Source organism: Duganella sp. GW821-FHT07G03 (genome assembly GCF_059418605.1).
This window is the reverse complement of sequence record NZ_JBWKQE010000024.1, coordinates 80,479-106,432: the sequence shown is the minus strand read 5'-3', so window position 1 is coordinate 106,432 and position 25,954 is coordinate 80,479. Positions and strand designations below refer to the sequence as shown.

24 protein-coding genes are annotated in these 25,954 nt (G+C 63.0%); 2 read left to right on the top strand and 22 right to left on the bottom strand.

Going from position 1 to position 25,954, the window contains the following annotated elements:
• Positions 1 to 130 precede the first annotated feature (130 nt).
• From AC07OK_RS25210 to AC07OK_RS25175, 8 genes are all read right to left on the bottom strand, one after another.
• Positions 131 to 3,715 carry a M1 family aminopeptidase gene (locus tag AC07OK_RS25210; protein WP_494692838.1) on the bottom strand — a complete coding sequence of 1,195 codons (3,585 nt, stop codon included), beginning with the start codon at positions 3,713 to 3,715 and terminating at the stop codon, positions 131 to 133.
• A 10-nt stretch (positions 3,716 to 3,725) separates the two neighbouring features.
• Positions 3,726 to 4,616, bottom strand: coding sequence for an ABC transporter ATP-binding protein (locus AC07OK_RS25205; protein ID WP_494692837.1), 891 nt, complete (start codon positions 4,614 to 4,616; stop codon positions 3,726 to 3,728).
• A gap of 131 nt (positions 4,617 to 4,747) precedes the next feature.
• Entirely contained in the window at positions 4,748 to 5,584 is an 837-nt protein-coding gene (locus AC07OK_RS25200; protein ID WP_494692836.1) for a hypothetical protein, read from the bottom strand.
• A gap of 252 nt (positions 5,585 to 5,836) precedes the next feature.
• On the bottom strand, positions 5,837 to 7,732 hold the full coding sequence (locus AC07OK_RS25195; RefSeq protein ID WP_494692835.1) for an FAD/NAD(P)-binding protein: 1,896 nt from the start codon (positions 7,730 to 7,732) through the stop codon (positions 5,837 to 5,839).
• A 71-nt stretch (positions 7,733 to 7,803) separates the two neighbouring features.
• Entirely contained in the window at positions 7,804 to 10,950 is a 3,147-nt protein-coding gene (locus AC07OK_RS25190) for an efflux RND transporter permease subunit (protein ID WP_494692834.1), read from the bottom strand.
• A 2-nt stretch (positions 10,951 to 10,952) separates the two neighbouring features.
• Positions 10,953 to 12,101, bottom strand: a complete 1,149-nt coding sequence (locus tag AC07OK_RS25185) for an efflux RND transporter periplasmic adaptor subunit (RefSeq protein WP_494692833.1) — start codon at positions 12,099 to 12,101, stop codon at positions 10,953 to 10,955.
• Positions 12,102 to 12,234: 133 nt separating this feature from the next.
• Entirely contained in the window at positions 12,235 to 13,590 is a 1,356-nt protein-coding gene (locus AC07OK_RS25180) for an ATP-binding protein (RefSeq protein WP_494692832.1), read from the bottom strand.
• A complete protein-coding gene (locus AC07OK_RS25175; protein ID WP_494692831.1) occupies positions 13,587 to 14,315 on the bottom strand; it encodes a response regulator in 729 nt (242 codons plus the stop codon). The genes AC07OK_RS25180 and AC07OK_RS25175 overlap by 4 nt, the downstream gene beginning before the upstream one ends.
• 196 nt (positions 14,316 to 14,511) lie before the next feature.
• Here AC07OK_RS25175 and AC07OK_RS25170 point away from each other — a divergent pair, with 196 nt between their 5' ends.
• Positions 14,512 to 14,997 (top strand): Spy/CpxP family protein refolding chaperone, encoded by a 486-nt coding sequence (locus AC07OK_RS25170; RefSeq protein ID WP_494692830.1) that lies wholly within the window; start codon positions 14,512 to 14,514, stop codon positions 14,995 to 14,997.
• A gap of 5 nt (positions 14,998 to 15,002) precedes the next feature.
• Here AC07OK_RS25170 and dsbD read toward each other — a convergent pair whose 3' ends face one another.
• Positions 15,003 to 16,943: a protein-disulfide reductase DsbD gene (gene dsbD / locus AC07OK_RS25165; RefSeq protein WP_494692829.1), complete on the bottom strand. Its 1,941-nt coding sequence runs from the start codon at positions 16,941 to 16,943 to the stop codon at positions 15,003 to 15,005.
• Positions 16,944 to 17,056: 113 nt separating this feature from the next.
• Between dsbD and AC07OK_RS25160 the strand changes: the two genes are divergently transcribed.
• On the top strand, positions 17,057 to 18,727 hold the full coding sequence (locus tag AC07OK_RS25160; RefSeq protein WP_494692828.1) for a M28 family peptidase: 1,671 nt from the start codon (positions 17,057 to 17,059) through the stop codon (positions 18,725 to 18,727).
• 57 nt (positions 18,728 to 18,784) lie between these two features.
• Here AC07OK_RS25160 and rplQ read toward each other — a convergent pair whose 3' ends face one another.
• The 13 genes from rplQ to rplF form a co-directional block, all read right to left on the bottom strand.
• Positions 18,785 to 19,183 carry a 50S ribosomal protein L17 gene (rplQ, locus tag AC07OK_RS25155; RefSeq protein ID WP_217943627.1) on the bottom strand — a complete coding sequence of 133 codons (399 nt, stop codon included), beginning with the start codon at positions 19,181 to 19,183 and terminating at the stop codon, positions 18,785 to 18,787.
• Between the two features lie 181 nt (positions 19,184 to 19,364).
• On the bottom strand, positions 19,365 to 20,342 hold the full coding sequence (locus AC07OK_RS25150; protein ID WP_008444343.1) for a DNA-directed RNA polymerase subunit alpha: 978 nt from the start codon (positions 20,340 to 20,342) through the stop codon (positions 19,365 to 19,367).
• 109 nt (positions 20,343 to 20,451) lie between these two features.
• On the bottom strand, positions 20,452 to 21,075 hold the full coding sequence (gene rpsD, locus AC07OK_RS25145; RefSeq protein ID WP_008444341.1) for a 30S ribosomal protein S4: 624 nt from the start codon (positions 21,073 to 21,075) through the stop codon (positions 20,452 to 20,454).
• 224 nt (positions 21,076 to 21,299) lie between these two features.
• Positions 21,300 to 21,704 (bottom strand): 30S ribosomal protein S11, encoded by a 405-nt coding sequence (rpsK, locus tag AC07OK_RS25140; RefSeq protein WP_008444339.1) that lies wholly within the window; start codon positions 21,702 to 21,704, stop codon positions 21,300 to 21,302.
• A gap of 14 nt (positions 21,705 to 21,718) precedes the next feature.
• Positions 21,719 to 22,084, bottom strand: a complete 366-nt coding sequence (gene rpsM, locus AC07OK_RS25135) for a 30S ribosomal protein S13 (RefSeq protein ID WP_020704383.1) — start codon at positions 22,082 to 22,084, stop codon at positions 21,719 to 21,721.
• 27 nt (positions 22,085 to 22,111) lie between these two features.
• Positions 22,112 to 22,225, bottom strand: a complete 114-nt coding sequence (rpmJ, locus tag AC07OK_RS25130) for a 50S ribosomal protein L36 (RefSeq protein WP_005663407.1) — start codon at positions 22,223 to 22,225, stop codon at positions 22,112 to 22,114.
• 30 nt (positions 22,226 to 22,255) lie between these two features.
• The gene (gene infA, locus AC07OK_RS25125) at positions 22,256 to 22,474 is read right to left on the bottom strand and encodes a translation initiation factor IF-1 (protein WP_005663428.1); all 219 of its coding nucleotides are present in this window, start codon (positions 22,472 to 22,474) and stop codon (positions 22,256 to 22,258) included.
• A 21-nt stretch (positions 22,475 to 22,495) separates the two neighbouring features.
• Complete coding sequence (gene secY / locus AC07OK_RS25120; protein ID WP_494692827.1) at positions 22,496 to 23,830, bottom strand: preprotein translocase subunit SecY; 1,335 nt, start codon at positions 23,828 to 23,830, stop codon at positions 22,496 to 22,498.
• A 32-nt stretch (positions 23,831 to 23,862) separates the two neighbouring features.
• Positions 23,863 to 24,294, bottom strand: coding sequence for a 50S ribosomal protein L15 (rplO, locus tag AC07OK_RS25115; protein ID WP_116992806.1), 432 nt, complete (start codon positions 24,292 to 24,294; stop codon positions 23,863 to 23,865).
• Positions 24,295 to 24,321: 27 nt separating this feature from the next.
• Positions 24,322 to 24,504 (bottom strand): 50S ribosomal protein L30, encoded by a 183-nt coding sequence (gene rpmD, locus AC07OK_RS25110; protein WP_036623375.1) that lies wholly within the window; start codon positions 24,502 to 24,504, stop codon positions 24,322 to 24,324.
• Positions 24,505 to 24,514: 10 nt separating this feature from the next.
• On the bottom strand, positions 24,515 to 25,033 hold the full coding sequence (gene rpsE, locus AC07OK_RS25105) for a 30S ribosomal protein S5 (protein WP_026334874.1): 519 nt from the start codon (positions 25,031 to 25,033) through the stop codon (positions 24,515 to 24,517).
• Positions 25,034 to 25,042: 9 nt separating this feature from the next.
• On the bottom strand, positions 25,043 to 25,405 hold the full coding sequence (rplR, locus tag AC07OK_RS25100) for a 50S ribosomal protein L18 (protein WP_020704378.1): 363 nt from the start codon (positions 25,403 to 25,405) through the stop codon (positions 25,043 to 25,045).
• A gap of 13 nt (positions 25,406 to 25,418) precedes the next feature.
• The gene (gene rplF, locus AC07OK_RS25095; protein ID WP_217943625.1) at positions 25,419 to 25,952 is read right to left on the bottom strand and encodes a 50S ribosomal protein L6; all 534 of its coding nucleotides are present in this window, start codon (positions 25,950 to 25,952) and stop codon (positions 25,419 to 25,421) included.
• Positions 25,953 to 25,954: the final 2 nt, after the last annotated feature.

Genomic DNA, 25,954 nt, shown 5'->3' with positions numbered 1-25,954 from the left:
TCCTCAAATGTTTACAAGAAATTTGAGGGGAAGGTTCAGGGTCAAGTCTGACATTCGGACACGAGCTCTGCCGTAACACCGCTTACGGCAGAGCTCGTGTCCGAATGTCAGACTTGACCCCGGGTTGGTTTTAGTCGAGCGTGACTTCCTTGCGGTTGTCGCGCGAGACGCGGTCGATCATCTTGTTGTAGGGATCGACGCCGACGTCGAACGGCTGCTCCTTGACCGTGACCGTCACCACCGGATCACTGCCCTGCAGCACGCGCTTGTCGCTGAACAGCACCCGCTCTTCGCGCTCCTTGGCGCCCTTGGCGCGCGCGAACACGGCGATCTCCACCGGCTCGTCATACACGCGCGGCGTCTCCTTGCCCTTGCCGTCCGCTTCCATCTTGGCCAGGTGCAGCGTCATCGTCACATCCCACTGGCCGTCGGCGCGCTTGTGCGCCTTGGCCTCGGTCACGCGGTTGTCGTAGAAGACGATCTTCTCGAACAGGTCGGTGATCAGCGCCTGCTTGTCCTGCGGCGCTTCAGCGCGGAGGTAGGCCAGCAGTTCGCGGCTGGTGGTGTACGGCGCCTGCTGGTAAGCCTTGTCCGTCAGGAAGCGCTTGAGCGCGCGGTTGAGCGCCACCTCGCCGATCTCGTCGCGCAGGCGGTAGAACACCAGGCTGCCCTTGCGGTAGTGGATGTATTGCTGGTTCTCCACGCGCATCAGCGGCTGCTCTTCCACCAGTTCGCCGCCGCGTTCGCGCAGGTACTGGTCCAGCTCGAAGCGCAGGAAGCGGCGCAGCTTGTCGCGGCCGTATTCCTTCTCCATCACCATCAGCGCCGAGTACTGCGCCAACGATTCGATCAGCATGGTCGAACCCTGCATGTTGGCGCTGACCACCTGGTGGCCCCACCACTGATGCGCCATCTCGTGCGCGGTGACGTAGTAGACGTAGTCGATGTCATCCTTGTCGCGCAGGTCGGCGATGAAGCCTATCGATTCCGAATACGGAATGGTGTTGGCGAACGACTGCGCGAAACCCTGGTAATTCGGGAACTCCAGCACCCTCACCTGCTTGTGCTGATACGGGGTGTAGTTGGCTTCGAAGTAGTCGAGCGACTTCTGCGCCGAGCTGATCATGCGATCGACGTTGTAGGCGTGCTTGCTGTCGTAGTAGATCTCGATCGGCAAGCCGTGCCACTCGCCCTTGCGCACCTCCCAGCGGGCCGACAGGTAGGCGAAGAACGGCACCATCGGCCGGTCCATCTTGTAGTGGAAGTAGCGGCGGCCGTTCTGCTCCCAGCGCTTCTGCAGGTAGCCGGGGGCGATCGCGATCTGGTCGGCGCTGGTCGAGACGGTGGTCTCGAAGTTGATCCAGTCCGCCTCGTTGCTGAAGATGGTGTTGGCGCGCGCCTTCTCGTCCTCCAGCTTGGCCATGCGCACCGGCTCGCCCAGGCCGCGCTTGCGGCGTTCGTTGCGGTCGGTCAGCTCGGCCTGCTGGTTGTAGCCGAAGTGGGGGAAGAAGGCGAAGTTGTTGAAGAAGGTGCCGTTCAGGTTGACGCTGTCGGCCGCGCCGCTGTTGGTGTAGCCCTGGTTGTGCACGTCGACGGTGAACGACAGGTCCAGCCGCGCGGCCGGCGCCAGCGGCTGCGTCAGCTTGATGATGCTGAAGCCGGCGATTTTATCGTCCAGCACCACTTCGTGCGGCGGCAGGTTGTCGAAGCGCGTGTCGATGTCCGGGTTGCGCTGGATGCGCAGGACGGCCAGCGGCGCGCCGGTCTTGTTTTCCATCAGGTAGCGGCCGCGGATCGCCACCCGGCGTTCGGCCGGGTAGATGTCGACATCGGCGCTCACGTCGGTGATGCGCGGCTGCGGCAAGTCCTTGTACTGGCGGTACAGCTTTTCGTAGCGGGCCTGCTTGTCCATCACCACGTCGGACGCTTCGTACTTGTTGAGCACGTTGGTGTTGTAGAAGATCCAGGCGCCGCTGCCGACGAAACCGGCCACCAGCATCGCCAATGCGAAGCCGGAGCGGCCCTTCAGGCGGCCGCCGGCCACGCGCACGCGCTCGCGCCACGGCCGCGCCAGCCCGCGCACCCAGAACGCTTGCGCCAGCACCATCAAGGCCAGGCTGAACAGGCCCCAGTAGAGGCCGAACCACGACCAGCCCTTGAGGAAGTGGCCGTAGCCGTTCATGTCCGAATAGCGCAGGCCCGGCATGGAGCCGAAGTTGTACAGGTTGTGGTCGAAGTGCATGATGTTCAGCACGATCTGCGACACCATCAGCACGATCACCAGCAGGTAGCCGAGGAACTTGTTATTGGTCAGCACCTGCAGCGCCAGCGCCATCAAGCCCATCAGCACGAAGAAGGCCGACTCCAGCAGCATGCCTTTGACATACAGGCCCGCTTCGATCGTCGTGCCGCCCTTGACCAGCTGGAAGCAAGCGGCCGCCAACACGCCGGCCAGCAGGAAGCCGAAGATCACGCCGACCAGCGCGATGGACTTGGCCAGCAGCGGCGCCCAGTCCGGCACCGGCATGGCGTCGCTGACGTCGGCGATCTTGACCTGGCGTTCCTTGAAGATCAGCTCGCCTGCATAGAAGGTCAGCACGATGATCAGCATGAAGTTGAAGCTGCCGGCCAGGGTGCGCAGCATCAGCCCGGTGACCGGATAGACGGTGGTGCCGAAGTTGGCGCCGGCCTGGGTGGCGCCGCCAACGAAGTTCAGCACGCCGAACAGCAGCATCACCAGGAAGGGCACGCTCTTGAACACGCCCATGGCGTCGAAGCGCAGGATGTGCCAGCACTGTATCCAGCCGGTCGCTGCGCCAAAGCGCGCCACCGTGCGCGGCAGCGCCAGGCTGGACGGGGCCGGCGCCACGTTGGCGGCGTCCGCCTTGGCCTTGCCGAACCAGCGGCGGCCGGTGCCGGCACGCTGCGGCTTGAACAGCACCAGGGTGGCGCCGAAGAACAGCAGCGCCACCGCCAACCACAGCGCGCGGTTGGCCAGCAGGAAGCCGCTGAACGGCGGCAGGCCGGCGTTCGATTCGGCGGTCGAGAAGTAGCGCACCGCGCGGCTGAAGGCGCGCACGCCGAACGGGTCGAGTAGCACGGCGGTCCATTCGTTGTTGATGTCGCGGGTGAACACGCCGGCCACGATCCACAACACGAAGAAGCCCAGCACGCCGACGTAGACCAGCATCATCGAGCGCGTGGTCGAGGCCAGCAGCATCAGCAAGGCGCCGATAAAGACCAGGTTGGGGATGACGAAGAAACCGAAGGCCCACAGATAGGCAAACAGCGGCTGCGGGCCGACGCGGGCGGTGTCGACCCACGGCATCAACGGTCCCAGCAGCAGGCCGACGGCGATCAGCACGAAGATCGCCAGGCAGGCGACCAGGCCGGCGATGAAGCGCCCGGCCAGATACTGGTACTTGCGCATCGGCGTGGCGAACAGCATGTCGGAGATGCCGACCTCGCTGTCGCGCAGCACGGTGCCGGCGATGAAGATGGTGACGATGAAGGTCGACACCACGGTGAACGAACCCATCAGCTGAGCCACGACCACCGGCGCGTTGCGGTGCACATTGCCGATGGCGCCGCCGACCTGGATGGCGTCGCTGGTGGCGGCGCCGAAGGCCATCAGGCCCAGGATCATGCCGGTCACCCATAGCAGCGGCTGGCGCAGCTGGTAGCGCAAATCGAATTTAAAGAATTCCATTAACATGGCGCGCCCCTCAGACCACGGCGGCCGCGCTGGCGGCGGCATTGCGCACGTGCAGGAAGTAGACGTCTTCCAGGTCCGCCTCCACCGCCACGAAGCCGTCGTCCGGCTGGCTGTCGGCAAACACATTGATCTGCGGCTTGCCGCCGACCAGGCGGGTGTGCAGCACGTTCATGCGCTGCTGGTATTCCGGCAGCGCCTCGGCGCTGACACTGCGGCGCCAGACCTTGTTCCTGAGCGTGTCGATGGCGGCCTGCGGCTCGCCCTGCAGCAGCACCTCGCCCTTGACGATCATCGCCATGCGCGGGCACAGGTCGGTGACGTCGTCGACGATGTGGGTCGACAGGATCACCACCACTTGCTCGCCGATCTTGGCCAGCAGGTTGAGGAAGCGGTTGCGTTCGTCGGGATCGAGGCCGGCGGTGGGCTCGTCGACGATCACCAGCTTGGGCGCGCCCAGCAGCGCCTGGGCGATGCCGAAGCGCTGGCGCATGCCGCCCGAATAGGTACCCAGGCCGCGCTTGCGCGCTTCCCACAAATTGGTCTGTTGCAGCAGCGCCTCGACCGCTTCCTTGCGCTCGCCGCTCGCGGTCAGGCCCTTGAGCACGGCAAAGTGGTTGAGCAGCACCTCGGCCGTGACCTTGGGGTAGACGCCGAAGTCCTGCGGCAGATAGCCGAGCTGGCGGCGCAGCGCCTCCGGCTGGGCCAGCACATCGAGGCCGTCGAAATGGATGGTGCCGCTATCGGGGTCTTGCAGCGTGGCGATGGTGCGCATCAGCGACGACTTGCCGGCGCCGTTGGGGCCCAGCAAGCCGAACATGCCGTTGGGGATGTCGAGGGTGACGTCGTTGATGGCCTTGACGCCGTTGGCGTAGGTCTTGCTCAGCTGTTTGATCGATAGCATGGAACACAATCTCCTGATAGGGAAACGGACGCAGTCCGCGGCAACGTTACCTTAAGATAAAGTTGCCAAGCTATCAGGATTTTTGCGACCAACGGCCGATTTTGGGGATCAAACCGTAGTTTTTTGGCAAATCAGCGCCCGGGACCGCGCGAGTACTCGGGGAACATTTCCTTCAGCAAGAAGGCGATCAACTCCTTTTCGTCTTCCTTGCGCGCGCTCATCGTCACCACCTTGCCCAGGCGGCGCGAATCCCATTCGAAGTCGCCCGGCTTTTCCTTGCGGATGATCTTGACCATTTCCTTGGCGACCGCCGTCTCGATATCCTGCTCGGCGCCCTGCTCGACGTGGATCTGCTGCAGCCAGCGGCGCTTGAAGTTGGTGTTCCAGCCGCGGAACTTCACGTCGGCGCTGTGGTAGCTCTTGTCGACCTGGAAGATGCCGCCGGTGTCGTCCTTGTCGGCGCCGCTGGTGCGGCCCTGCGCGCCGGCGATATTGCCCTTGGCGATGCGCAGCGAGCGTTCGGCGTCGCTCTCGGCCGGGGCGCTTGGGGCCGGTTGCGGGTTGTTGGCCTCGCGCGCGGCGCGGCGCTTGGCGATCATCTCGGACATGTCCTGCTCGGGCGGCGGCGTCATGGTCGCCTGCACCGGCGGCACATAGGTTTCCAGCTTGGGGCGGATGGCCGCCGGCGTATCCTTGGTGGCGACCTGCTTGCGCGGCGGCGGCGGCTTGGTGGCCTTGGACACTTCGGGTTTCTTCTGCTGCGGCTTGTTCTGCGGCTTGTCCGGCAGCGGCGCGACGTAGACCATCACCCCGCCCTTGGGCGGCGCGGAATGGCTGTTCTTCAGCGTCGGCGAGAGGAAGTAGTACAGCACGCCCAGCAAGTGCAAGGCGATGGAAATGCCGACGCCGATGCGGTTGGACTGCGATTTCCGATCCCATGCGGCGAACCGCTCCCCAGCCTCAGGCAAACGCTGGCCGCAAGTTTCGCAATATTCGGAATTTGCAGAGAGTAAATGGGAATCGTGATGCAAAATAGCAAACCTTGGTTGGAACGAAGTCGACAAAATGCGGCCATAGTGCCAGAGTCCCACCGTTTTGGGAACCGCTGTGCAGGGCCATGATAACGCGCCGGACTGCGGCGCGTGCGCTCCAGGGGATTTAACAGGAATAGCTTACAAGTTCCGCGTCTTGACGGGTGTTACCGTATGTATCAATCGGCTTTACAAAGTGACATGTGGCAACACCGTGGCGGGCGCCGTGCTGGCGTCGCGGCGGGCGTCCGGCTGGGGGATGGCGTCCATCTGGGCCACCATGGCGTGCACGCTGCGGTCGGCGTCCAGCACCTGGCGCGAGCGCATTTGCGGCCTGGGCAGGGCGTGCGTGTAGTAGTGCGCCCCTTCGGCCAGGTAGCCCAGCGCCCACAGGTTGCGGGACGGCTGGCCGAAGTCGTCGCGCGGCCGGCCGGCGGCGTCGATGTCGATGCCGCCGGGGTGGAAACTGCCGTTGAAATATGGCCGCGCCAGGCCCCGCTTGAGAACATTACGGATAAGTAAGGAATCGTCGCTGGCCGGGAAAAAGCCATCCAGGCGGGCGATCAGCAACACATCGACCGGGTGTTGGACGACCCCGCCGCCGAATGGGGTGCTCAGCGCATAGCAGGCATTTTTCTCGTCGAGCTCGATGCTGCTGTGGGGACCGGACAGGATCTCGATCACGCCGGCGTCCAGCAGCGCCAGCAGTTCCTGGTTGCGCCGCAGCGGCGGCCCGAAGGCGCTGCGGTTGAAGGCCGGGTGGTAGAGCTCGAGGAATTGGCGGTGCGAAGCGGGCGTCAGTCCGCCATGTTCGATCGCCGCCTGCAGGGTGGCGCGCACGTCGCGCAGCACGTCGGTGGCGGCCTTGATCGCACTGCCAACATTGCCCAGTTTTGCTTCGGCCAGGTCCTTGCGCAGCCAGTCGTGGAAGAATGCGCGGAACGCGTCCAGCGTGGCGAACTGGCGGCCGCGCAGCGGGAACAGCAGCTGGTCGATCAGCGCATCGTCGTCCGCCGTCGGCACGAAGCCGGCTGGATCGAGGACAGCCTTGGCCAGCGTGCTGCGGTAGACCCAGGCCATTTCGCGCTTGAGCAGCGGCAGCAGTTCGCGCTCGAAATCGAGCTGGCGGCTGCCGCGCGAGGCCAGCGCCAGGCGGCGCAGCGCGGCCACCGCGTCCGGCGTGAAATAGTGCGGCTGGTGGCGGCCATCCAGTCCCTTCTGGTTGATGCCGCGCGCCGCGGCCGGCAGGCAGTTGCGCGAGCACAGGGTCAGCTGCGGCTCGGCGCCGGAAGGTTGGTAGCGCAAGCCGTGCTCGCCGCGCACGAAGGCGCCGCCCCGCCCCACCGTCAGCTCGGCGATGAGGTCGTGCGCGCTCAGGCCCAGGCCCTGGATGGCGACGCGGGCGCCGGCGGCGATGCCGTTGAGCTGCTCCAGCGGATAGGCGTGGCGCACGAAGGCCAGCCGGCTGTTGTGGCGCGCGTGCTCGCGCGCGAACGCGGCCAGCTTTTCGTCCAGCTCGCTGGGCTGGTTGCGGCCGTGGCCGGTGGTCAGGAAGACGAAGTCGCTGGACACCAGATAGCCGGTGTCGAGCTCGACGGTGCAGCCGCCGTCGGGCTGGCGCCACAGGTCGCGCGCGCGCAGGCGGTGGTGGGTCAGGCGCACGCTGGCCGGCAGCGCGGCGGCGATCTGGCGGTAGGCCCAGGCCAGGTATTCGCCCAGCAGGCTGCGCGGCAGGTAGTCGGCTTCGGTGATGGCGGCGCCGCCTTGTTCGCCCAGTTGGTAGTAGCGCTCACCGACGCGGCGGTAGCCGGCCTGGCGCGCCCACGCCGTCAGCGAGGGCGTGGCGCACACCGGCGGATACTGCACCGCGCCGGCGGCGGGAAACAGCGTGACCTGGCTGGCGATGGTGTTGATCAGCAGATGCTGCGGCTGGCGCGTGCTGTGCACGCCAGGGCCGCAGTCGCCCGGTTCGACCAGGTTGATGTCCAGCGGCAGCTGGCGGCTGGCGGCGATGGCGGCGATGCGTTCAAAAGCGCTGAGCCCGCGCGGGCCCATGCCGACGATGGTGACACTGTAGCGTTTCATCTGCGATCGTCCTTTATCGTGGTCAACTTGCCCATGATAAAGAAACGGTCTTTAAAGCAACTTGCTACCGCTCAATGCTTCACCGTGTTGACGGCCTTCAGTGGCACGGCGTGCACACCTTCGGCGGCCGGGACGTCGCCGGCAACCAACTCGGCGTCGCTCATCGGGCCGCTGCCGCTGTACTTGTCGAGGAACAGGTAGATGACCGGCGTGATGTACAGCGTGATCACTTGCGAGAAGATCAGGCCACCAACAACGGCCAGTCCGAGCGGCTGGCGCAGCTCGGCGCCGGCGCCCAGGCCCAGCGCGATCGGCAAGGCGCCCATCAGCGCCGCCATGGTGGTCATCATGATCGGGCGGAAGCGCAGCACGCAGGCTTCGCGGATCGCCTCGGCCGGCGTGCGGCCTTCGTTGCGCTGCACGTGCAGCGCGAAGTCGATCATCATGATGGCGTTCTTCTTGACGATGCCGATCAACATCAGGATGCCGATGATGGCGATCATCGTCAGGTCCAGGTTGAACAGGCGCAAGGTCAGCAAGGCGCCGACCGCGGCCGACGGCAGGCCGGCCAGGATGGTCAACGGGTGGATGTAGCTCTCGTACAGCACGCCCAGCAGCACGTAGATCACGCCCAGCGCGGCGATGATCAGGATCAGCTGGCTGCTTTGCGAACTCTGGAACACCGCCGCGTCGCCGCCGTAGTTGGTGATGATGGAAGGCGGCAAATGCATGTCCACGCCCATCTGGTCGATCTTGGCGGTGGCCTTGCCCAGCGGGACGTCCGGCGCCAGGTTGAACGACAGGGTGATCGCCTGCAGCTGGCCCTGGTGGTTGACGGCGGTCGGGCCGATGGTGCGCTCGACCGTGGCAAAGCTGGACAGCTGCACCAGGTTGCCGCTCTTGTTGCGCACCGAGATGCGGGTCAGCGCGTCGTCGAACTGGCGATCGGCGGTGGCCGCCTCCAGGATCACGTAGTAGCTGGCGGCGGGCGAGTAGATGGTCGACACCTGGCGCTCGCCGAAGGCCAGGTAGAGCGCGGTGCGGACGTCGCCGATGGCCACGCCGAGATTGTTGGCCTTGTCGCGGTCGATCTTGAGCGACGCCTGCAGGCCCTTGTTCTGCGAATCGCTGGTGACGTCGCGGAACTCGGGATCGGCGCGCAGCTTGTCGAGGTATTTTTGCGCCCAGTCGTTGAGCGCGCCGGGGCTGACCGATTGCAGCGTGTACTGGTAGCGGCTCTTGGACTGGCGCCCGCCCAGCTGCAGGTTCTGCACCGGACTCAGGTAGACCGAGATGCCGGCCACGGTCTTGGTGGCCTTGCGCAGGCTGTCCAGCACTTGCGGCATCTTCTGGCGCTGGTCGCGCGGCTTGAGCACCAGGAACATGCGGCCGCTGTTGCCGCCGCCGACAAACGAGGTCACGTCCTGCACGTTGGGATCGGCCTTGATGACGGCCGCCACGCGCTCCTGCAAGTCCATCAGCGAGGCCGACGAGATGTCTTCCGACGCCTCGGTGTTGACGCGGATCTGGCCCAGGTCTTCCTCGGGGAAGAAGCCTTTCGGGATGGTGATGTAGAGCACCGCCGTCAATGCGAAGGTGCCGATCGCCGCCGCCAGCACGATGTAGCGGTGGTGTAGCGCGACGTCCAGCGTGCGCACATAGCCGTTGCGCAGCGCGGTGAAGCCGGCCTCGAACCAGCGGCCGATGAAGCCGCCCTTGTCGTGTTCGGGATCGACGGCGTCGGCCGGCAGCAAACGGCTGGCCAGCATCGGCACCAGCATCAGCGACACCGCCGCCGACACCAGCACCGACAGCGCCACCACCACGGCGAATTCATGGAACATCAGGCCGATCACGCCCGGCATGAAGAAGATCGGTATGAACACGGCCACCAGCGAGACCGAGATCGAGATGATGGTGAAGCCCATTTCCTTGGCGCCCACCAGCGACGCTTGCAGCGGCTTCTTGCCCAGCTCGATGTGGCGGACGATATTCTCCAGCACCACGATGGCGTCGTCGACCACCAGGCCGACCGCCAGGGTGATGCCGAGCAGGGAAACGTTGTCCAGGCTGTAGCCGAAGGCGTACAGCAAGGCCAGCGCGCCCAGCAGCGAGATCGGCATCGTGATGGCCGGGATGAAGGTGGCGGCCGCGCGGCGCAGGAACAGGAAGATCACCAGCACCACCAGGAAGATGGTCAGCAGCAGGGTCAGGTTGACGTCGTGGATGGCTTCGCGGATCGACACCGAACGGTCGTTGACCAGGTTGATGTTGATCGACGCCGGCAGCTGGTTCTTGAAGCGCGGCAGCAGGCGGCGCACGCCGTCGACCACCTGCACGGTGTTGGCGTCCGGCTGGCGCTGCACCAGCAGCACGATGGAGCGCTCGCCGTTGTAGCTGCCAGCGGTCTTGACCGACTGGAAGCTGTCCTCGACGGTCGCCACGTCCTTCAGGCGCACCGGCTGGCCGTTGCGCTGGGCCACGATCAGCTCGGCGAATTCGGAAGCCTTCATCAGCTGAGCGTTGCCCTGGATGGTCAAGGTCTGGCTCGGGCCGTCGAGGATGCCCAGCGGCGTGTTGGCGTTGGCCGACTTGATCGCCTGCTGCAATTCATCCAGGGTCAGGTTGCGGGCGTTCATCAGCTCGGACTTGGCGCGCACCCGCACGGCGAAACGCTTCTGGCCGTTGACGCTGACCTGGGCCACGCCGGGCAGGGTCGACAGGCTGGGCGCGATCAGGTTCTCGGCGTAGTCGTTCAGTTCGGCCAGGGTCAGCGACGGCGAGTTCATGGTCATGAACAGCACCGGCGCGTCGGCCGGGTTGACCTTGCGGTAGGACGGCAGGTCGGTCATCTCGATCGGCAACTGGCGCTGGGCGCGCAGCAGCGCCGCCTGCACATCGACCGCCGCTTCGTTGACGTTGACGCTGGGATCGAACTCCAAGGTCAGCGAGGAATTGCCCAGCGTGTTGGTGGAGGTGATCAGCGCCAGGCCGGCGATGGTGGAGAACTGCTTCTCCAGCGGCAGCGCGACGGACGAGGCCATCGTGTCCGGCGCGGCACCGGGCAGGTCGGCCGAGACGTTGATGACCGGGGTGTTGTAGCTCGGCAGCGCGGCGACCGGGATGTAGAAGTACGACAGCACGCCGGCCAGTATCAGGCTCAGCGACAGCAGCACCACCATGACCGGCCGGCGGATGCATAACTCGGAAAGGTTCATGCTCAGCCTTTCTGCTTGCTCGTGTCCGCAGGCTTGTCGGCCCCGGCGATACGCACTTTGCCGCCCGGCCGCAGGTTTTGCTTGCCGTCGACGATGACTTTCTCGGTGCCACTCAGGCCGGACACGGCGGCGCTTTCACCAAACGCGTACAGGCGCTTGATGTTCACCACCTTGGCGGACTGGTCGGCATCGACCGCGTAGATGAAGGTGCCGCGGGTATTACTGATGATGGCGTTTTGCGGTATCACCATGGCGTCTTTCAACACCTGCGAGACGAGCTTGGTGTTGACGTACTGGCCCGGCCACAGATTGGTGTCCTTGTTGTCGAACTGGGCCTTCACGCGGATCACGCCGGCGATCGGATCGACGGTGTTGTCGATGAAGCTCAGGGCGCCGCTGATTTCCTTGTCGGAGTTGCCCAGCGCGACCTTGACCGCCACCGCCCCCTCGTGTTGCGCTTGCAGCAGGCCGGCCAGCGCCGACTCCGGCAAGGTGAAGGAGACATTGATCGGATCGAGCTGGGTGATGGTGGTCAGCGAGGTGGCCAGTTGCACCAGGCTGCCCGGATAGACGTTGATGGCGCCGACGCGGCCGTTCATCGGCGCGCGGATCGCGGTGTAGCTGGCGTCGACCCCGACCGAGCGGGCGGCCGCCACATCGGACTGCAGCAGCGCGCGCGCCGAATCGACCTGGCTCTTGAGCGTGTCGACCGCGCCCTGGGCGATGAAGCCCTTGGCCAGCAGTTCCATCGAGCGCCTGTACTGGCGCTCATAGTCGGCCAGCGCGGCCTGGTCGCGCGCGACCTGGGCCTGGGCCTTGTCGACGTTGGCGCGCTCGCTGCGGTCGTCCAGCGTGAACATCAGCTCGCCCGATTTGACGAACTGGCCTTCCTTGATATGCACCTTGGCGATGGTGCTGGTGGTTTGCGGATGCAGGTCCACCGTGCTGATCGGTGTGACGGTGCCGTTCGCTTGCAACACCACCGGCACATCCTGGCGCACCGGCGCGATGACGCTGACGGTGGTCGGGCCTTGTGCCCCCGCGCTGTTGGCGGTTTTTGGCTGTTCCGCCGTTGGATGCGTCATGGTCCAGACGCCGCCGCCTGCCACCACGATGGCGCCGACCAGGAATGCTAAGGAAGATTTTTTCATTATTTTTTAAACTAGGTAGAAACATTGCCGGCCTGCATCAGGCGGAATATTGTCGCACAGTATTTGCCGGGAAAACCGCGCCGTGGCCGTCGGCGGGCGCTTTTTTCCGGGCGGGAGTTTGTGGGCGCGGGGTCTAGGCGCCGGCGTAGTATTCGGGCACGATCAAGGTGACTTCCAGCCCGCCGTCCGCATGGTTGGACAGCATGACGTTGGCGCCGTGCTGTTCGGCGATGTTGCGGGCGATGGTCAGGCCCAGGCCGGTGCCGCCCGATTCGCGCGAGCGCGAGGTTTCGATGCGATAGAACGGTTCGAACACGCGCGCCATCTGGTCCTGGTCGATGCCGGGGCCGCCGTCGCGGATGCGGATGCGGGCCGCGCCCACCATGCGCTCGACGGTGACGTTGGCGTAGTGGCCGTACTTGACGGCGTTGTCGATCAGGTTGACCAGGCAGCGGCGTATCGCCAGCGGCCGGCCCATCAGCGCCATCGCCGCGCGGCCGCGCAGTTCGACCTGCTGGCCGCCGTCGGTGGCGTCGCTGCACACGCTGTCGAGCAGCGAGTCGAGATCCAGCGCCTGCATGGTTTCGGTGGTGTCCATGCTGCGCGCCAGGTCCAGGCCCTCCTTGACCATTTGCTGCATCGCCGACAAGTCGTCGATCAGGCGCTGCTGCAATTCCTGGTCGCCGACTTTTTCCAGCCGCAGGCGCAAACGGGTCAGCGGGGTTTGCAGGTCGTGGGTGATGGCGGCCAGCATCTGCGTGCGCTGCATGATGTGCTGGCGGATGCGCGCCTGCATGGCGTTGAAGGCGGCGCTGGCCTGGCGGATCTCGGCCGCGCCGCTCAGCACCAGCGGCGCGTGGTTGATGTCGTTGCCCAGGTCCTTGGCGGCCTGCGCCAGCTGCTTGAGCGGACGCACGGTCATGCGGGTGACCAGGTAGGCCAGCGCGGCAATGCTGAACAGGAAGGGCAGTATGGCCAGCAATTCGCTGTGGCCGGACGGCGCCGGCGCGCGCGGCGGCAGCACGGACAGCTTGAGCACCTGGCCGTCGTGCAGCTGCACGTTCATGGTTTCGCAGGTGCCGCGCCATTGGCTCGGCGCGAAGATATTGTTGCTCTTGCGCGGCAGGTCGCACGCGGCCGGATGCTCGGCCAGCGGACCCAGCTTGTAGCCCGCGCCCAGGCGCTGCTGCAAGCTGGCGGAAAACTCGGTCGGCGGCAGCGCGGTGGCCAGCGGCAGGTCGGTCGCCTCCAGCCGAACGGTGCCGCGGTGGGCCATGCGCAGGTAGGTCGGGCGCGAGGCCTCGGGCAGCACGTCGGCCGTGGTGATCAATTGTTCGGCCCGCTCCAACGCGTGGAAGTCGCGGTAGCGCTCCAGCGCGCGCGTGCGTTCGCCCACCGCCAGCCACTGGGTCAGCGCCGCCGAGGCGACGATGCCGAGCAGCAGAATCAGGAACACGCGCCCGGTCATTGATCCGAAAAAGGCTTTCACGCTTGCGGCTCCACCGTCACGGTGCCGGCCAGCACGTAGCCGCCATTGCGCACGGTCTTGATGATTTGCGGGAGGCGCGCGTCCTCGCCCAGCTTCTGGCGCAAGCGGCTGATCTGAATGTCGATCGAGCGGTCGAAGGGGTCGGCGTCGCGGCCCTGGGTCAGGTTGAGCAACTGGTCGCGGTTGAGCACGCGGTTAGGATGTTCGAGGAAGACCTTGAGCAGGCGGAACTCGGCGCCCGACAGCATGATGACGATGCCGTCCGGGTTGAGCAAGTGGCGCGCGGTCAGGTCCAGCGTCCAGCCGGAAAAGCGCAGCTGTTGCGCCTTCTCGGTGCCGCTGCCGACCGGCATCGCGTTACTGCGGCGCAGCACGCTGCGGATGCGCGCCAGCAGTTCGCGCGGCTCGAACGGTTTGGGCAGGTAATCGTCGGCGCCCATTTCCAGGCCGAGGATGCGGTCCAGCGGTTCGTTGCGGGCGGTCAGCATGATGACGGGCAGCGTGGAGTGGGCGCGCAGCTTGCGGCACAGGGTCAGGCCGTCGTCGCCGGGCAGGTTGAGGTCGAGCACCACCAGGTCCGGGCGGCCTTCGTCGAGCAGCTTCCACATGGCGGTGCCGTCGGCGGCGCACAGGGCACGGTAGCCGTTTGATTCGAGGTAGTCGGCCAGCAGGGTGCGGATGTCGCGATCGTCGTCTACGATCAAGATAGTTGATGTGGGTTCCATGTGCTAATTATCCCCAGTTAGACGGTGCGTGACCAATCACCAATTGTATCGTCTTGTATATCCCCCTAGGGGCGAAACATCTGGATACAAAATCCCGGCCCTGGGAAACTTGGCGGCAACCTTGCGCTGCCACTATGCATCAAGCGCGGCGCCGAATGCATCGCGATACCTAACTTTCAATGATAGAGGAACGACCATGAACGTCTTACGCAAAAGCATATTGATCGGTTTTACCGTGCTGGGCATGGCGGCGGCGCAGGCGCAGGATACTGCCCCGCCGGCAGGCCGCCACGGCGCCGCTGTCAACAAGGAACAGATGCAGGCCAAGATGGCGGAGATGTTCGCCAAGCGCCAGGCCAAGATGCACGATCTGCTGAAGCTGACGACGCAGCAGGAATCGGCGTGGGCCACCTACCAGGCGGCCATCGCGCCGGCCGCCACCGGCGGCACGCTGCCGGACCGCGCGGCCATCGCCAAGATGTCGGCGCCGGACCGCATGGCCAAGATGCTCGACCTGAGCAAGCAGCACCAGGTCAAGATGGAAGCGCACCTGGCGGCGCTGACGGCGTTCTACGGCCAGCTGACGGCCGAGCAGAAAGCCATCTTCGACGACCACAGCATGGGCGGCGCGCATGGCGGCCATGCGGGTCCGCGCGGTGGCTGGCACGGCCACCGCGACTGAGCTGCCTAGTTCAGCCGCGCCAGCGATGCGGTGAACTTGGCCGCATCCTGGAAGCCGATGACGCGGGCGCCGTCGACTTCCTTGCCTTGCTTGTCGAATAGGATGATGCCCGGCGGGCCGAACAGGCCGAAGCGCTTCAACATGGCTTTGTCGTCGGCGTCGTTGGCGGTCACGTCCACTTGCAGCAGCACGCTGCTGGCCAGCCGGGCGCGCACTTGCGGATCGACGAAGGTCAGTTTTTCCATCTCCTTGCAGGACACGCACCAGTCGGCGTAGAAGTCCAGGATGGCGGTCTTGCCGCCGGTCTGGGCTAGAACCGCATCGAGCTGCTGCACGGTCTTGATGCGCTGGAAGGCCAGCGGCGCCTCATGCTTGCCGCCGGTCAGATGCGCCAGCGGCGCCAGTGGATCGCGGCCGCCGCTGACCACGCCCACCAGTTGCATCAGGCCCAGCACGGCGACCATGATGCCGACCGACTTGGCCACCCACTTGCCCCGGTTCATCAGCAGGTACATGCCGTAGCCGACCAGCAGCGCGGCCCAGCCCAGCATCTGCACCGCGGCCGGCAGCACCGGCGACACCAGCCACCAGCCGACCGCTAGCAGCAGCACACCAAAGAAGCGCTTTACCGCATCCATCCATGCGCCCGCCCTTGGCAGCAGGGTTCCCGCCGAAATGCCAACCAGGATGAGCGGCACGCTCATGCCGACGGCCATGGCAAACAACGCGCTGCCGCCCATAACGGCGTCATGCGACTGGCTGATATAGACGAGTACGCCTACCAGCGCGGGGCCGACACAAGGGCCTACGATTAAAGCGGAAATCACCCCCATCACAAACACCCCGGCCAGCTTGCCCGCCGACTGCCGGTTGGAGACGGTGCTCAGTTTGGATTGGAACGCGGCCGGCACCTGCAGCTCATAGAAGCCGAACATCGAGAGCGACAACAGCGCCATCAGCGCCGCAAATGCGCCCAGCACCCATGGGTTCTGGAACTGGGCAGCCAACCCTTCGCCAGCGAAACCCGCTGCGATGCCCAGCCCAGTGTAGACAAGCGCCATTCCCAACGAGTAGGTGGCCGACAGGATCAGGCCTCGGCTGCGACTGCTTTGCGCGCCTTCGCCCACAATGATCGAGGACAGGATGGGCACCATAGGCAGCACGCACGGCGTGAACGACAGGCCCAAGCCCAGCACAAGGAACAATGGCAGTATAACGCTCAGGCTGCCGCTGCGCAGCGCCGCCTCCCAACGGCCGGCATCGCTGACCGGCGCGGCGGCGGCCGGTGGCTGCAGCGGCGGCAGGATGGTGGCGGTCGGCATCGGGATGGCGCGGATGGTGACGCCGGGCGTCAGCGGCGCAGGCTTGCCTTCGCCGACCGTGGCGCTGGCGGCTGGCGCTGCGCCGGCGGCCGGTACGCTCACAGCCGGCAGCACGGTCAGCGGCGCCGGCGTGGCGTTGATTGAAGTTGTTGGCACGGCGGCGGCGGCGGGCTTGGCGCCGGCCGGCAGCGGCACCGAGCCGCTGGCGACCAGCGAGGCCTTGTAATCCTGCGGCGCATAGCACAGGCCCTTGTCCGAGCAGCCCTGCCCCACGGCCATCAGCGTGAACGGGCCGTCGGCCTCCACCGGCAAAGTCATGGTGACGGTCTTGCGGTAGGTCTCGACGTTTTTCTGGAAGGTCTCGTCGAAGTGCACGGTGCCGGCCGGGATGGACAACGCGCCCAGCTTGGCGCCGTTGGCGCTGAACTTGTAGCGTTCGCGGTACATATAGTAGCCGTCGGCGATCTGGAAGCTGACCGACACGGTGTGGCCGTCGACCATGTGGGCCGAGAACCTGAACGCCGCATCGGGTTCCAGGAAACCGTCGTCGGCCAGCGCGGGACGCGCCATCAACAAGGCGATCAGCGACAGCAGCGACACGAACAGGCGGGCAAGACGAAGCATGTGTTTTCTTTCGACGAAACGAGCACCAGCATAGTACACCGGGGCTGTTTTTTGCGCCTGAGGCCAGCCTTAAAGCCTGCTAAACTCGGCTTTTCCCCGTGATGGAGTACCCGATGAGCACACTACGCCCCCTGCTGTTTTCCGCCCTGGCGCTGGCCGCCGGCGCCGCATGCGCCCAGGCGCCCGCCAAGGCGCTGGCCACCGTGTCGCCGCAGGACTTGCTGGACCATATCAAGACGCTGGCGTCGGACGATTTCGAGGGCCGCGCGCCGGGGACGCCGGGCGAGGCCAAGACGGTGGCCTACCTGGAGCGGCAGTTCAAGAAACTGGGCCTGAAACCGGGCAACCCCAACGGCAAGTGGACACAGGCGGTGCCGATGCGCGGCCTGCAACCGACGCCCAGCTTCAGCTACACGATAGGCGGCCAGACGGTGGCGCTGAACTTCCCGGAGGACTACGTGGCCCATTCGACCAGCCAGCCCACCAGCGTCAACGTCGGCAATTCCGAGATCGTGTTTGTCGGCTACGGCGTGCAGGCGCCCGAGTACGCCTGGGACGACTACAAGGGCGTCGATGTGCGCGGCAAGACCATCCTGATGCTGATTAACGACCCTGCCGTGCCCGATCCAAAAGACCCGTCGCGGCTGGACCCGGCCATGTTCAAGGGCAGCGCCATGACCTACTACGGCCGCTGGACCTACAAATACGAGATCGCCGCCAAGCTGGGCGCGGCGGCGGCCATCATCATCCACGAGACCAAGCCGGCGGCCTATCCGTGGGACGTGGTGCGCAGCGGCGGCAATGGCGAACAGTTCAGCCTGCTGCACGACGGCGCCGATCCCGACGCGCCGCCGGTGCCGGGCTGGATCCAGCTGGACAAGGCCAAACAGATGATGGCGGCGGCCGGCTACGATTTCGACACGCTCAAGCAGCAGGCGCTGAGCCGGGATTTCCATCCCGTCAGCCTGAAGGGCACGGCCGACTTCAAGGTGGAGAACACGGCGCGCACGGTGGACTCGAACAATGTGCTGGGCCTGATCGAGGGCAGCGATCCCAAGCTCAAGCATGAGTACCTGATCTACAGCGCGCACTGGGACCACCTGGGCATCGACCCGCGCCTGCCGGGCACGCGCACGCAGCAGATCTATCACGGCGCGCTGGACAACGCATCCGGCACCGCCGCGCTGCTGGCGCTGGCCAAGGCCTACAAGGCGCTGCCGAAGGCGCCCAAGCGCTCGATCCTGTTCCTGGCAACCACGGCCGAGGAACGCGGCCTGCTGGGCGCGAAATACTATGCGGCCCATCCGCTGTATCCGCTCAAGCGGACGGTGGCCAACATCAATATCGACGGCATCAACGCCTGGGGCAAGACGGCGCAGATCGAGAACGTGACCTCGGGTCATTCCAGCATCGACGAACTGCTGACCAAATATGCGGTGATGCAGGGCCGGCTGATGGAGAAGGACTCGCGGCCGGAGCTGGGCAGCTTCTACCGCGCCGACCAGCTGGAGTTCGCGCGGGTCGGCGTGCCGGTGCTGTACACCAAGGCCCGCAGCCGCTTCCTGGATAAGCCGGACAATTATGCGCACGAGGTGGTCGACAGCTATGTCGCGCATGATTACCATCAGGTGACGGACGATGTCCGCGGCGACTGGGACTTGCGCGGCGGCGTGCAGGACATCCAGCTGCTGTTCCAGGTAGGGTTGGACATTGCCCAAGGGACGACGCCTACATGGAACGCCGGCTCGGAGTTCAAGGCGGCCGGCGAGCGGCGCCTGAAGTAATAAAAAAAGCCAGGCAGAGCCTGGCTTTCTTCAATCACACGGTGACAACGGCGAAGATTACTCTTCTGCGGTTGGCGCTGCGTCGATGTCGGTGACTTCTGGACGGTCCATCAGCTCAACGTAAGCCATAGGAGCGTTGTCGCCAACACGGAAACCCATTTTCAGGATGCGCAGGTAGCCGCCGTTGCGGTTTGCGTAGCGTGGGCCCAGTTCTGCGAACAGCTTCAGAACCATTTCACGATCGCGCAGACGGGAGAATGCCAGACGCTTGTTAGCCAGGGTGTCGGTCTTGCCCATGGTCAGGATAGGCTCAACTACGCGGCGCAGCTCTTTAGCTTTTGGCAGCGTGGTTTTGATGGCTTCATGACGCAGCAGGGAAACGGTCATGTTGCGCAGCATTGCCAGACGGTGGGACGAGGTACGATTCAGTTTACGGAGGCCGTGACGGTGACGCATGGTACTTCCTTTCAGGTGTTTAAATCCGAGTTCTTCGATCGCTCACGGTTGAAGGTGAGCGCGGACCGGTTCTAGGGATAACGCCCGGCACAACATGTGCCGGGCGGGTACGACAAATGCAAATCAGTTGGTAACAGAGCAGAACATCGCTGCGCGATGTCCAGCACTGTCACCCAATTTGTTATTTTTCCAAGCCAGCAGGCGGCCAGTTTTCCAGCTTCATGCCCAAGGTCAGGCCGCGGGATGCCAGCACTTCCTTGATTTCGTTCAGGGACTTGCGGCCCAGGTTCGGCGTCTTCAGCAGTTCGTTTTCCGAACGCTGGATCAGGTCGCCGATGTAGTAGATGTTTTCGGCTTTCAGGCAGTTGGCCGAACGCACGGTCAGTTCCAGGTCGTCCACTGGACGCAGCAGGATAGGATCGACCAGCGGTGCGCGCGAAGGTGCTTCGGCGGCGGCTTCGGTGCCTTCCAGGGCGGCGAACACGTTCAGTTGATCGACCAGCACGCGGGCCGATTGACGGATCGCTTCTTCCGGCGAGATGACGCCGTTGGTTTCGATGTTGATGATCAGCTTGTCCAAGTCGGTACGCTGTTCCACGCGAGCGGACTCGACGAAGTAGGAAACGCGGCGCACTGGCGAGAACGATGCATCCAGAATGATGCGGCCGATGGTCTTGTTGGTGTCTTCGGACAGGCGGCGTACGTTACCTGGCACATAGCCACGGCCTTTTTCGACCTTGATCTGCATGTCCAGTTTGCCGCCGGCGGTCAGGTGAGCGATCACGTGGTCCGGATTGATCAGTTCCACGTCGTGTGGCAGATCGATGTCCGAGGCCAGGATGGCGCCTTCGCCTTCCTTTTTCAGGGTCAGGGTGACGGAGTCACGGTTGTGGACTTTAAAGACCACGCCCTTCAGGTTCAGCAGCAGGTCAACGACGTCTTCCTGCACGCCGTCGAGCGACGAGTATTCGTGTACAACGCCCGCGATCGTCACTTCGGTCGGCGCGTAGCCCACCATCGACGACAGCAGTACGCGACGCAGCGCATTACCCAATGTATGGCCATAGCCGCGTTCGAACGGCTCCATCACTACTTTAGCGTGGCCGGCGCCCAGCGCCTCTACATCGATAATACGTGGCTTCAACAGACTGTTTTGCATGTAAATGTCCTCTTCAATACCCTCGGCGCGTTAGGCCGATAAGGCTGATGGCATTAGTGAAAACGCCCACTCGAGCGAGTGGGCGGGTTTTTTACGACTAGACTACAGATTAACGCGAGTACAGTTCGACGATCAGCGATTCGTTGACGTCGTTGGCGATCTCATTGCGCTCTGGCAGGGACTTGAAAGTACCTTCCATTTTCTTGGCATCGACCGACACCCAAGCTGGCATGCCAACTTGTTCAGCCAGCGACAGCGCTTCAACGATACGCACTTGCTTCTTCGACTTTTCACGAACAGCGATGACGTCGCCGACTTTGACCACGTACGAAGCGATGTTGACCACTTGGCCGTTCACGGTGAACGCCTTGTGCGATACCAGCTGACGCGCTTCAGCGCGGGTCGAGCCGAAGCCCATGCGGTATGCAACGTTGTCCAGGCGGGTTTCCAGCAGCTTCAGCAGGGTTTCGCCGGTGTTGCCTTTACGACGGTCGGCTTCTGCGAAGTAGCGACGGAACTGACGTTCCAGAACGCCGTACATACGCTTAACTTTTTGCTTTTCGCGCAGTTGGTTGCCGTAGTCCGAGGTGCGGGCACCCGATTTCACGCCGTGCTGGCCTGGTTTGACGTCCAGTTTGCACTTGCTGTCGAGCGAGCGACGTGCGCTCTTCAGGAACAGGTCAGTACCTTCACGACGGGAGAGTTTTGCTTTAGGTCCGATATAACGTGCCACGATGCTTCCTTTTTTTAAATAATAACGCCCCAGCCATCATGCGATGGTTAGGCGCTAGTCTGATCCTCAGGGTGGGCCAGACGGTGGCTCAAAATGCGAATAACCCGCCGAACGTTGTTCGACAGGCGACAACAGCCGGGCAGTATAACCGTTTCCGGTCTCCTGCTCCAGCGATTTCTGCAAGTCGGAAGGAGGCGAAGCGAACTTCGCCGCCTGGTCGACTATTAGATACGACGACGTTTTGGAGGACGGCAGCCGTTGTGCGGTACTGGGGTAACGTCCTGGATCTCGGTGATCTTGATGCCCAGGTTGTTCAGTGCGCGCACTGCGGATTCACGACCAGGACCAGGGCCCTTGATACGCACTTCCAGGTTCTTCACGCCGCATTCGACTGCGACTTTACCAGCTGCTTCGGCCGCAACCTGCGCTGCGAACGGGGTCGATTTACGCGAACCCTTGAAGCCAGCACCACCGGAGGTCGCCCACGACAGAGCATTGCCCTGACGGTCGGTGATGGTAATGATGGTGTTGTTGAAGGAAGCGTGAACGTGTGCGATACCTTCGGCAACGTTCTTCTTGACCTTCTTGCGGACGCGCGCTGCTGCTGCGCTGCTTTGTTGCTTAGCCATGTGATTTCCCTAGATTATTTCTTGAGCGATTGAGCGGCTTTGCGCGGGCCCTTGCGGGTACGTGCATTGGTGCGGGTGCGTTGACCGCGGACCGGCAGGCCCTTACGGTGACGCATACCGCGGTAGCAACCCAGATCCATCAAACGCTTGATGTTCATGGACAGCTCACGACGCAGGTCGCCTTCGACGATGAATTTAGCTACTTCATCGCGCAGTTTTTCCAGTTCGCTGTCGTCCAGATCCTTGACCTTTTTAGTGGTCGCGATACCCGTTGCGGCGCAGATGAACTTTGCGCGTGGACGGCCTACACCGTAGATGGCCGTCAGGCCGATTACGGTGTGCTGATGATTGGGGATATTAACCCCTGCAATACGTGCCATTCGTTATTCCTCGATAAATAACGGTTATTAACCTTGACGCTGCTTGTGACGTGGTTCGACGCAGATTACGCGAACAACGCCCTTGCGCTTGATGATCTTGCAGTTGCGGCAGATCCGCTTGACTGAGGCGTTAACTTTCATTTTGCTCTCTCTTCTTGGTTCGATTTATAGTTACTTGGTCCGGAACACGATACGTGCACGGCTCAGGTCGTAAGGTGTCAGCTCTACCGTCACCTTGTCGCCAGGAAGAATGCGGATATAGTTCATCCGCATTTTACCCGAAATATGCCCGAGCACCACGTGTCCGTTTTCCAGCTTTACTCGAAATGTTGCATTCGGGAGATTCTCAAGAATCTCGCCCTGCATCTGTATGACGTCGTCTTTTGCCATTCGGTATGTATGAAACCGCGCTTATCGCGTCGGAATTCCGCCCTTGAAGTTTGCTTTGCGCAGCAGCGATTCATATTGCTGCGACATCACGTAGTTTTGCACTTGCGCCATGAAATCCATGGTAACAACCACAATAATCAACAGAGAAGTGCCGCCGAAGTAGAACGGTACTTTCCACTCAGCTTGCATGAATTCCGGCAACAAACACACCAAAGTGATGTAGATGGCGCCAGCCAGTGTCAAACGTGTCAGGATCTTGTCGATGTAACGGGCAGTCTGCTCACCGGGACGTATCCCTGGCACAAAGGCCCCGCTCTTCTTCAAGTTATCCGCTGTTTCCTTGCTGTTGAAGACCAGCGCTGTATAGAAGAAACAGAAAAACACGATCGCAATGGCGTACAACAGTGCGTGGATGGGCTCGCCTGGCCCCATCGATGCTGCCAAATCTTTCAGGAACCGGACTACCGGGTTGGCCGTATCGGCGCCCGTAGTAAACCAGCCCACGATCGTTGCCGGGAACAAGATAATCGACGAAGCGAAGATCGGTGGGATCACGCCGGCCATATTCAACTTCAATGGCAGGTGTGACGTCTGTCCACCGTAAATCTTGTTACCCACCTGGCGTTTCGCGTAGTTCACCAGAATCTTGCGTTGGCCACGTTCGACAAATACCACGAAGAACGTCACCGCCACAACCAGGATCATGATGATGATCGCGGAGAACGCGCCGATCGCACCGTTGCTCACCGACGAGGCCAAGCCTCCCAGCGCGCCCGGCAGACCGGCAGCGATACCCGCGAAGATGATGATCGAGATACCATTACCGAGACCGCGCTCGGTAATTTGCTCGCCCAACCACATCACGAACATGGTTCCGGTCAACAGCGTAACGACCGTAACGAAACGGAATGCATAGCCTGGATCCAGCACCAGACCTGCCTGCGACTCCAGTGCGACTGCAATGCCCAACGCTTGGAACGTAGCCAGCACCACCGTGAAATACCGGGTGTACTGGGTGATCTTGCGACGGCCTGCTTCGCCTTCTTTTTTGAGCGCTTCCATCTGCGGGGACACGATCGACACCAGTTGCATGATGATCGAGGCCGAGATGTAAGGCGTGATACCCAGCGCAAAGACTGTGAAGCGCGCGAGAGCGCCACCGCTGAACATGTTCAACATGCCCAGGATGCCACCCTCTTGCGACTTGAACAGCGCGGCCAATTGTACCGGATCGATCCCGGGAACCGGGATGTGAGCGCCGATACGATAAACCACCAATGCGCCAAGCAAGAACCAGAGCCGGCCCCAAGGGAAACCAGCCGCTGCACTTTTAGCAAGTTGTGGATTAGTCGCCAATTTTCGCTCCGATCAAGCTGTTAGCGGTCAACTCAGGCTACCGAGCCGCCGGCTGCTTCGATGGCGGCTTTCGCGCCAGCGGTCACTTTCAGGCCTTTGAGGTTCACCGCTTTGGTGATCTCGCCGGACAGAATGACGCGCACGTCGCGTGCCAGCACGCCCAGTACGCCAGCTTGCTTCAGGACCAGGATGTCGATGTCGCCAACGGCCAGGTTGTTCAGGTCGGACAGGCGCACTTCAGCTTTGAAGGTGGCGTTGAGCGACTTGAAACCGCGCTTAGGCAGACGGCGTTGCAGAGGCATCTGACCGCCTTCGAAACCGACTTTGTGGAAGCCGCCCGAACGCGATTTTTGACCCTTGTGACCACGGCCCGAGGTTTTACCCAGACCGGAGCCGATACCGCGGCCGACGCGACGCTTGTAGTGCTTAGCGCCATCGGCTGGTTGTATGGTATTCAGTTCCATGATTTCTCCGTGAGTAAGCCCGAGGGCTTACGCAACTACTTTAACGAGGTACGAGACTTTGTTGATCATGCCGCGCACGGATGGGGTGTCCTGCAACTCGGCGACCGAGTTAACACGACGCAGACCCAGACCGCGAACGGTGGCACGGTGGTCTTCACGCGTGCCGATCAAGCCCTTGACCAATTGTACTTTGACGGTTTTAGTTGTCATAATGTCCACCTCAGCCCAGGATCTCTTCTACCGACTTGCCGCGTTTCGCAGCAATCTCAGCAGGAGTACTCATTTTTGCCAGACCATCCAGCGTGGCGCGCACCAGGTTGTAAGGGTTGCTCGAGCCGGTGGATTTCGCCACGACGTCGGTCACGCCCATTACTTCGAAGATTGCGCGCATTGCGCCGCCAGCGATGACGCCGGTACCTGGTTTAGCAGGCGACATCATTACTTTCGACGCGCCGTGACGACCGGTAACGGTGTGCTGCAGGGTGCCGTTCTTCAGGTTGACCTTGATCAGGTTGCGACGGGCTTCTTCCATTGCCTTCTGCACACCAACCGGGACTTCCTTCGACTTGCCCTTGCCCATGCCGATGCGGCCATCGCCATCACCAACCACGGTCAGCGCGGCGAAACCCATGATACGACCACCCTTGACCACTTTGGTCACGCGGTTGATCGCGATCATTTTTTCGCGCATGCCGTCATCCGGCTTGTCGCTTGCCATTTTTGCTTGCATTTTTGCCATGATCGTTCCTTAGAACTTCAGACCGGCTTCGCGCGCGGCTTCTGCCAGCGCCTTCACACGGCCGTGGTAACGGAAACCGGAGCGGTCGAACGCGACTTCGGTAATCCCTGCTTTCAGTGCTTTCTCTGCGACGCGCTTGCCGACGATCGCGGCAGCAGCAGCGTTGCCGCCCTTGCCCGATTTGCCAGCCAGTTCGTTGCGCACTTCGACTTCTGCCGTGGACGCCGATACCAGAATTTTGGCATCCGGCGAGATCAGGTTCGCGTAGATATGCAGGTTAGTGCGGTGTACCGACAGGCGGTTCACTTTCTGTTGCGCGATCTTGATCCGGGTTTGGCGTCCGCGGCGCAGACGTGATTCTTTCTTGTCCATCGTCAGCCCCTAGTTACTTCTTCTTGGTTTCTTTAATCTTAACCACTTCGTCCGAATAACGGACGCCCTTGCCCTTGTAAGGCTCAGGGGAGCGGTAAGCGCGAACTTCAGCAGCCACTTGGCCCACTTGCTGACGATCGATCCCTTTGATGATGATCTCCGTCGGCGTTGCGGTTGCGCAGGTGACGCCTACTGGCATCGAGTGCACTACAGGGTGCGAGAAGCCCAGCGACAGATTCAGCTTGTCGCCTTGCGCTTGCGCCTTGTAACCCACACCAACCAGGTTCAGCTTTTTCTCGAAACCCTTGGTCACGCCAGTGACCATGTTGTTGACCAGTGCGCGCAGCGTACCGGACATGGCATTGGCTTCGCGGCTGTCATTAGCGGCGGCAAAGCTCAGGGTTCCTGCATTGTTTTCCACCGTTACCTGGCCGTTCAGGGCCTGGGTCAAGACGCCCAGCGGGCCCTTGACGGTGATCGCTGCTGCGGAGATGGCGACTTCAGCGCCAGCTGGCACAGCGATTGGCATTTTAGCTACACGAGACATGT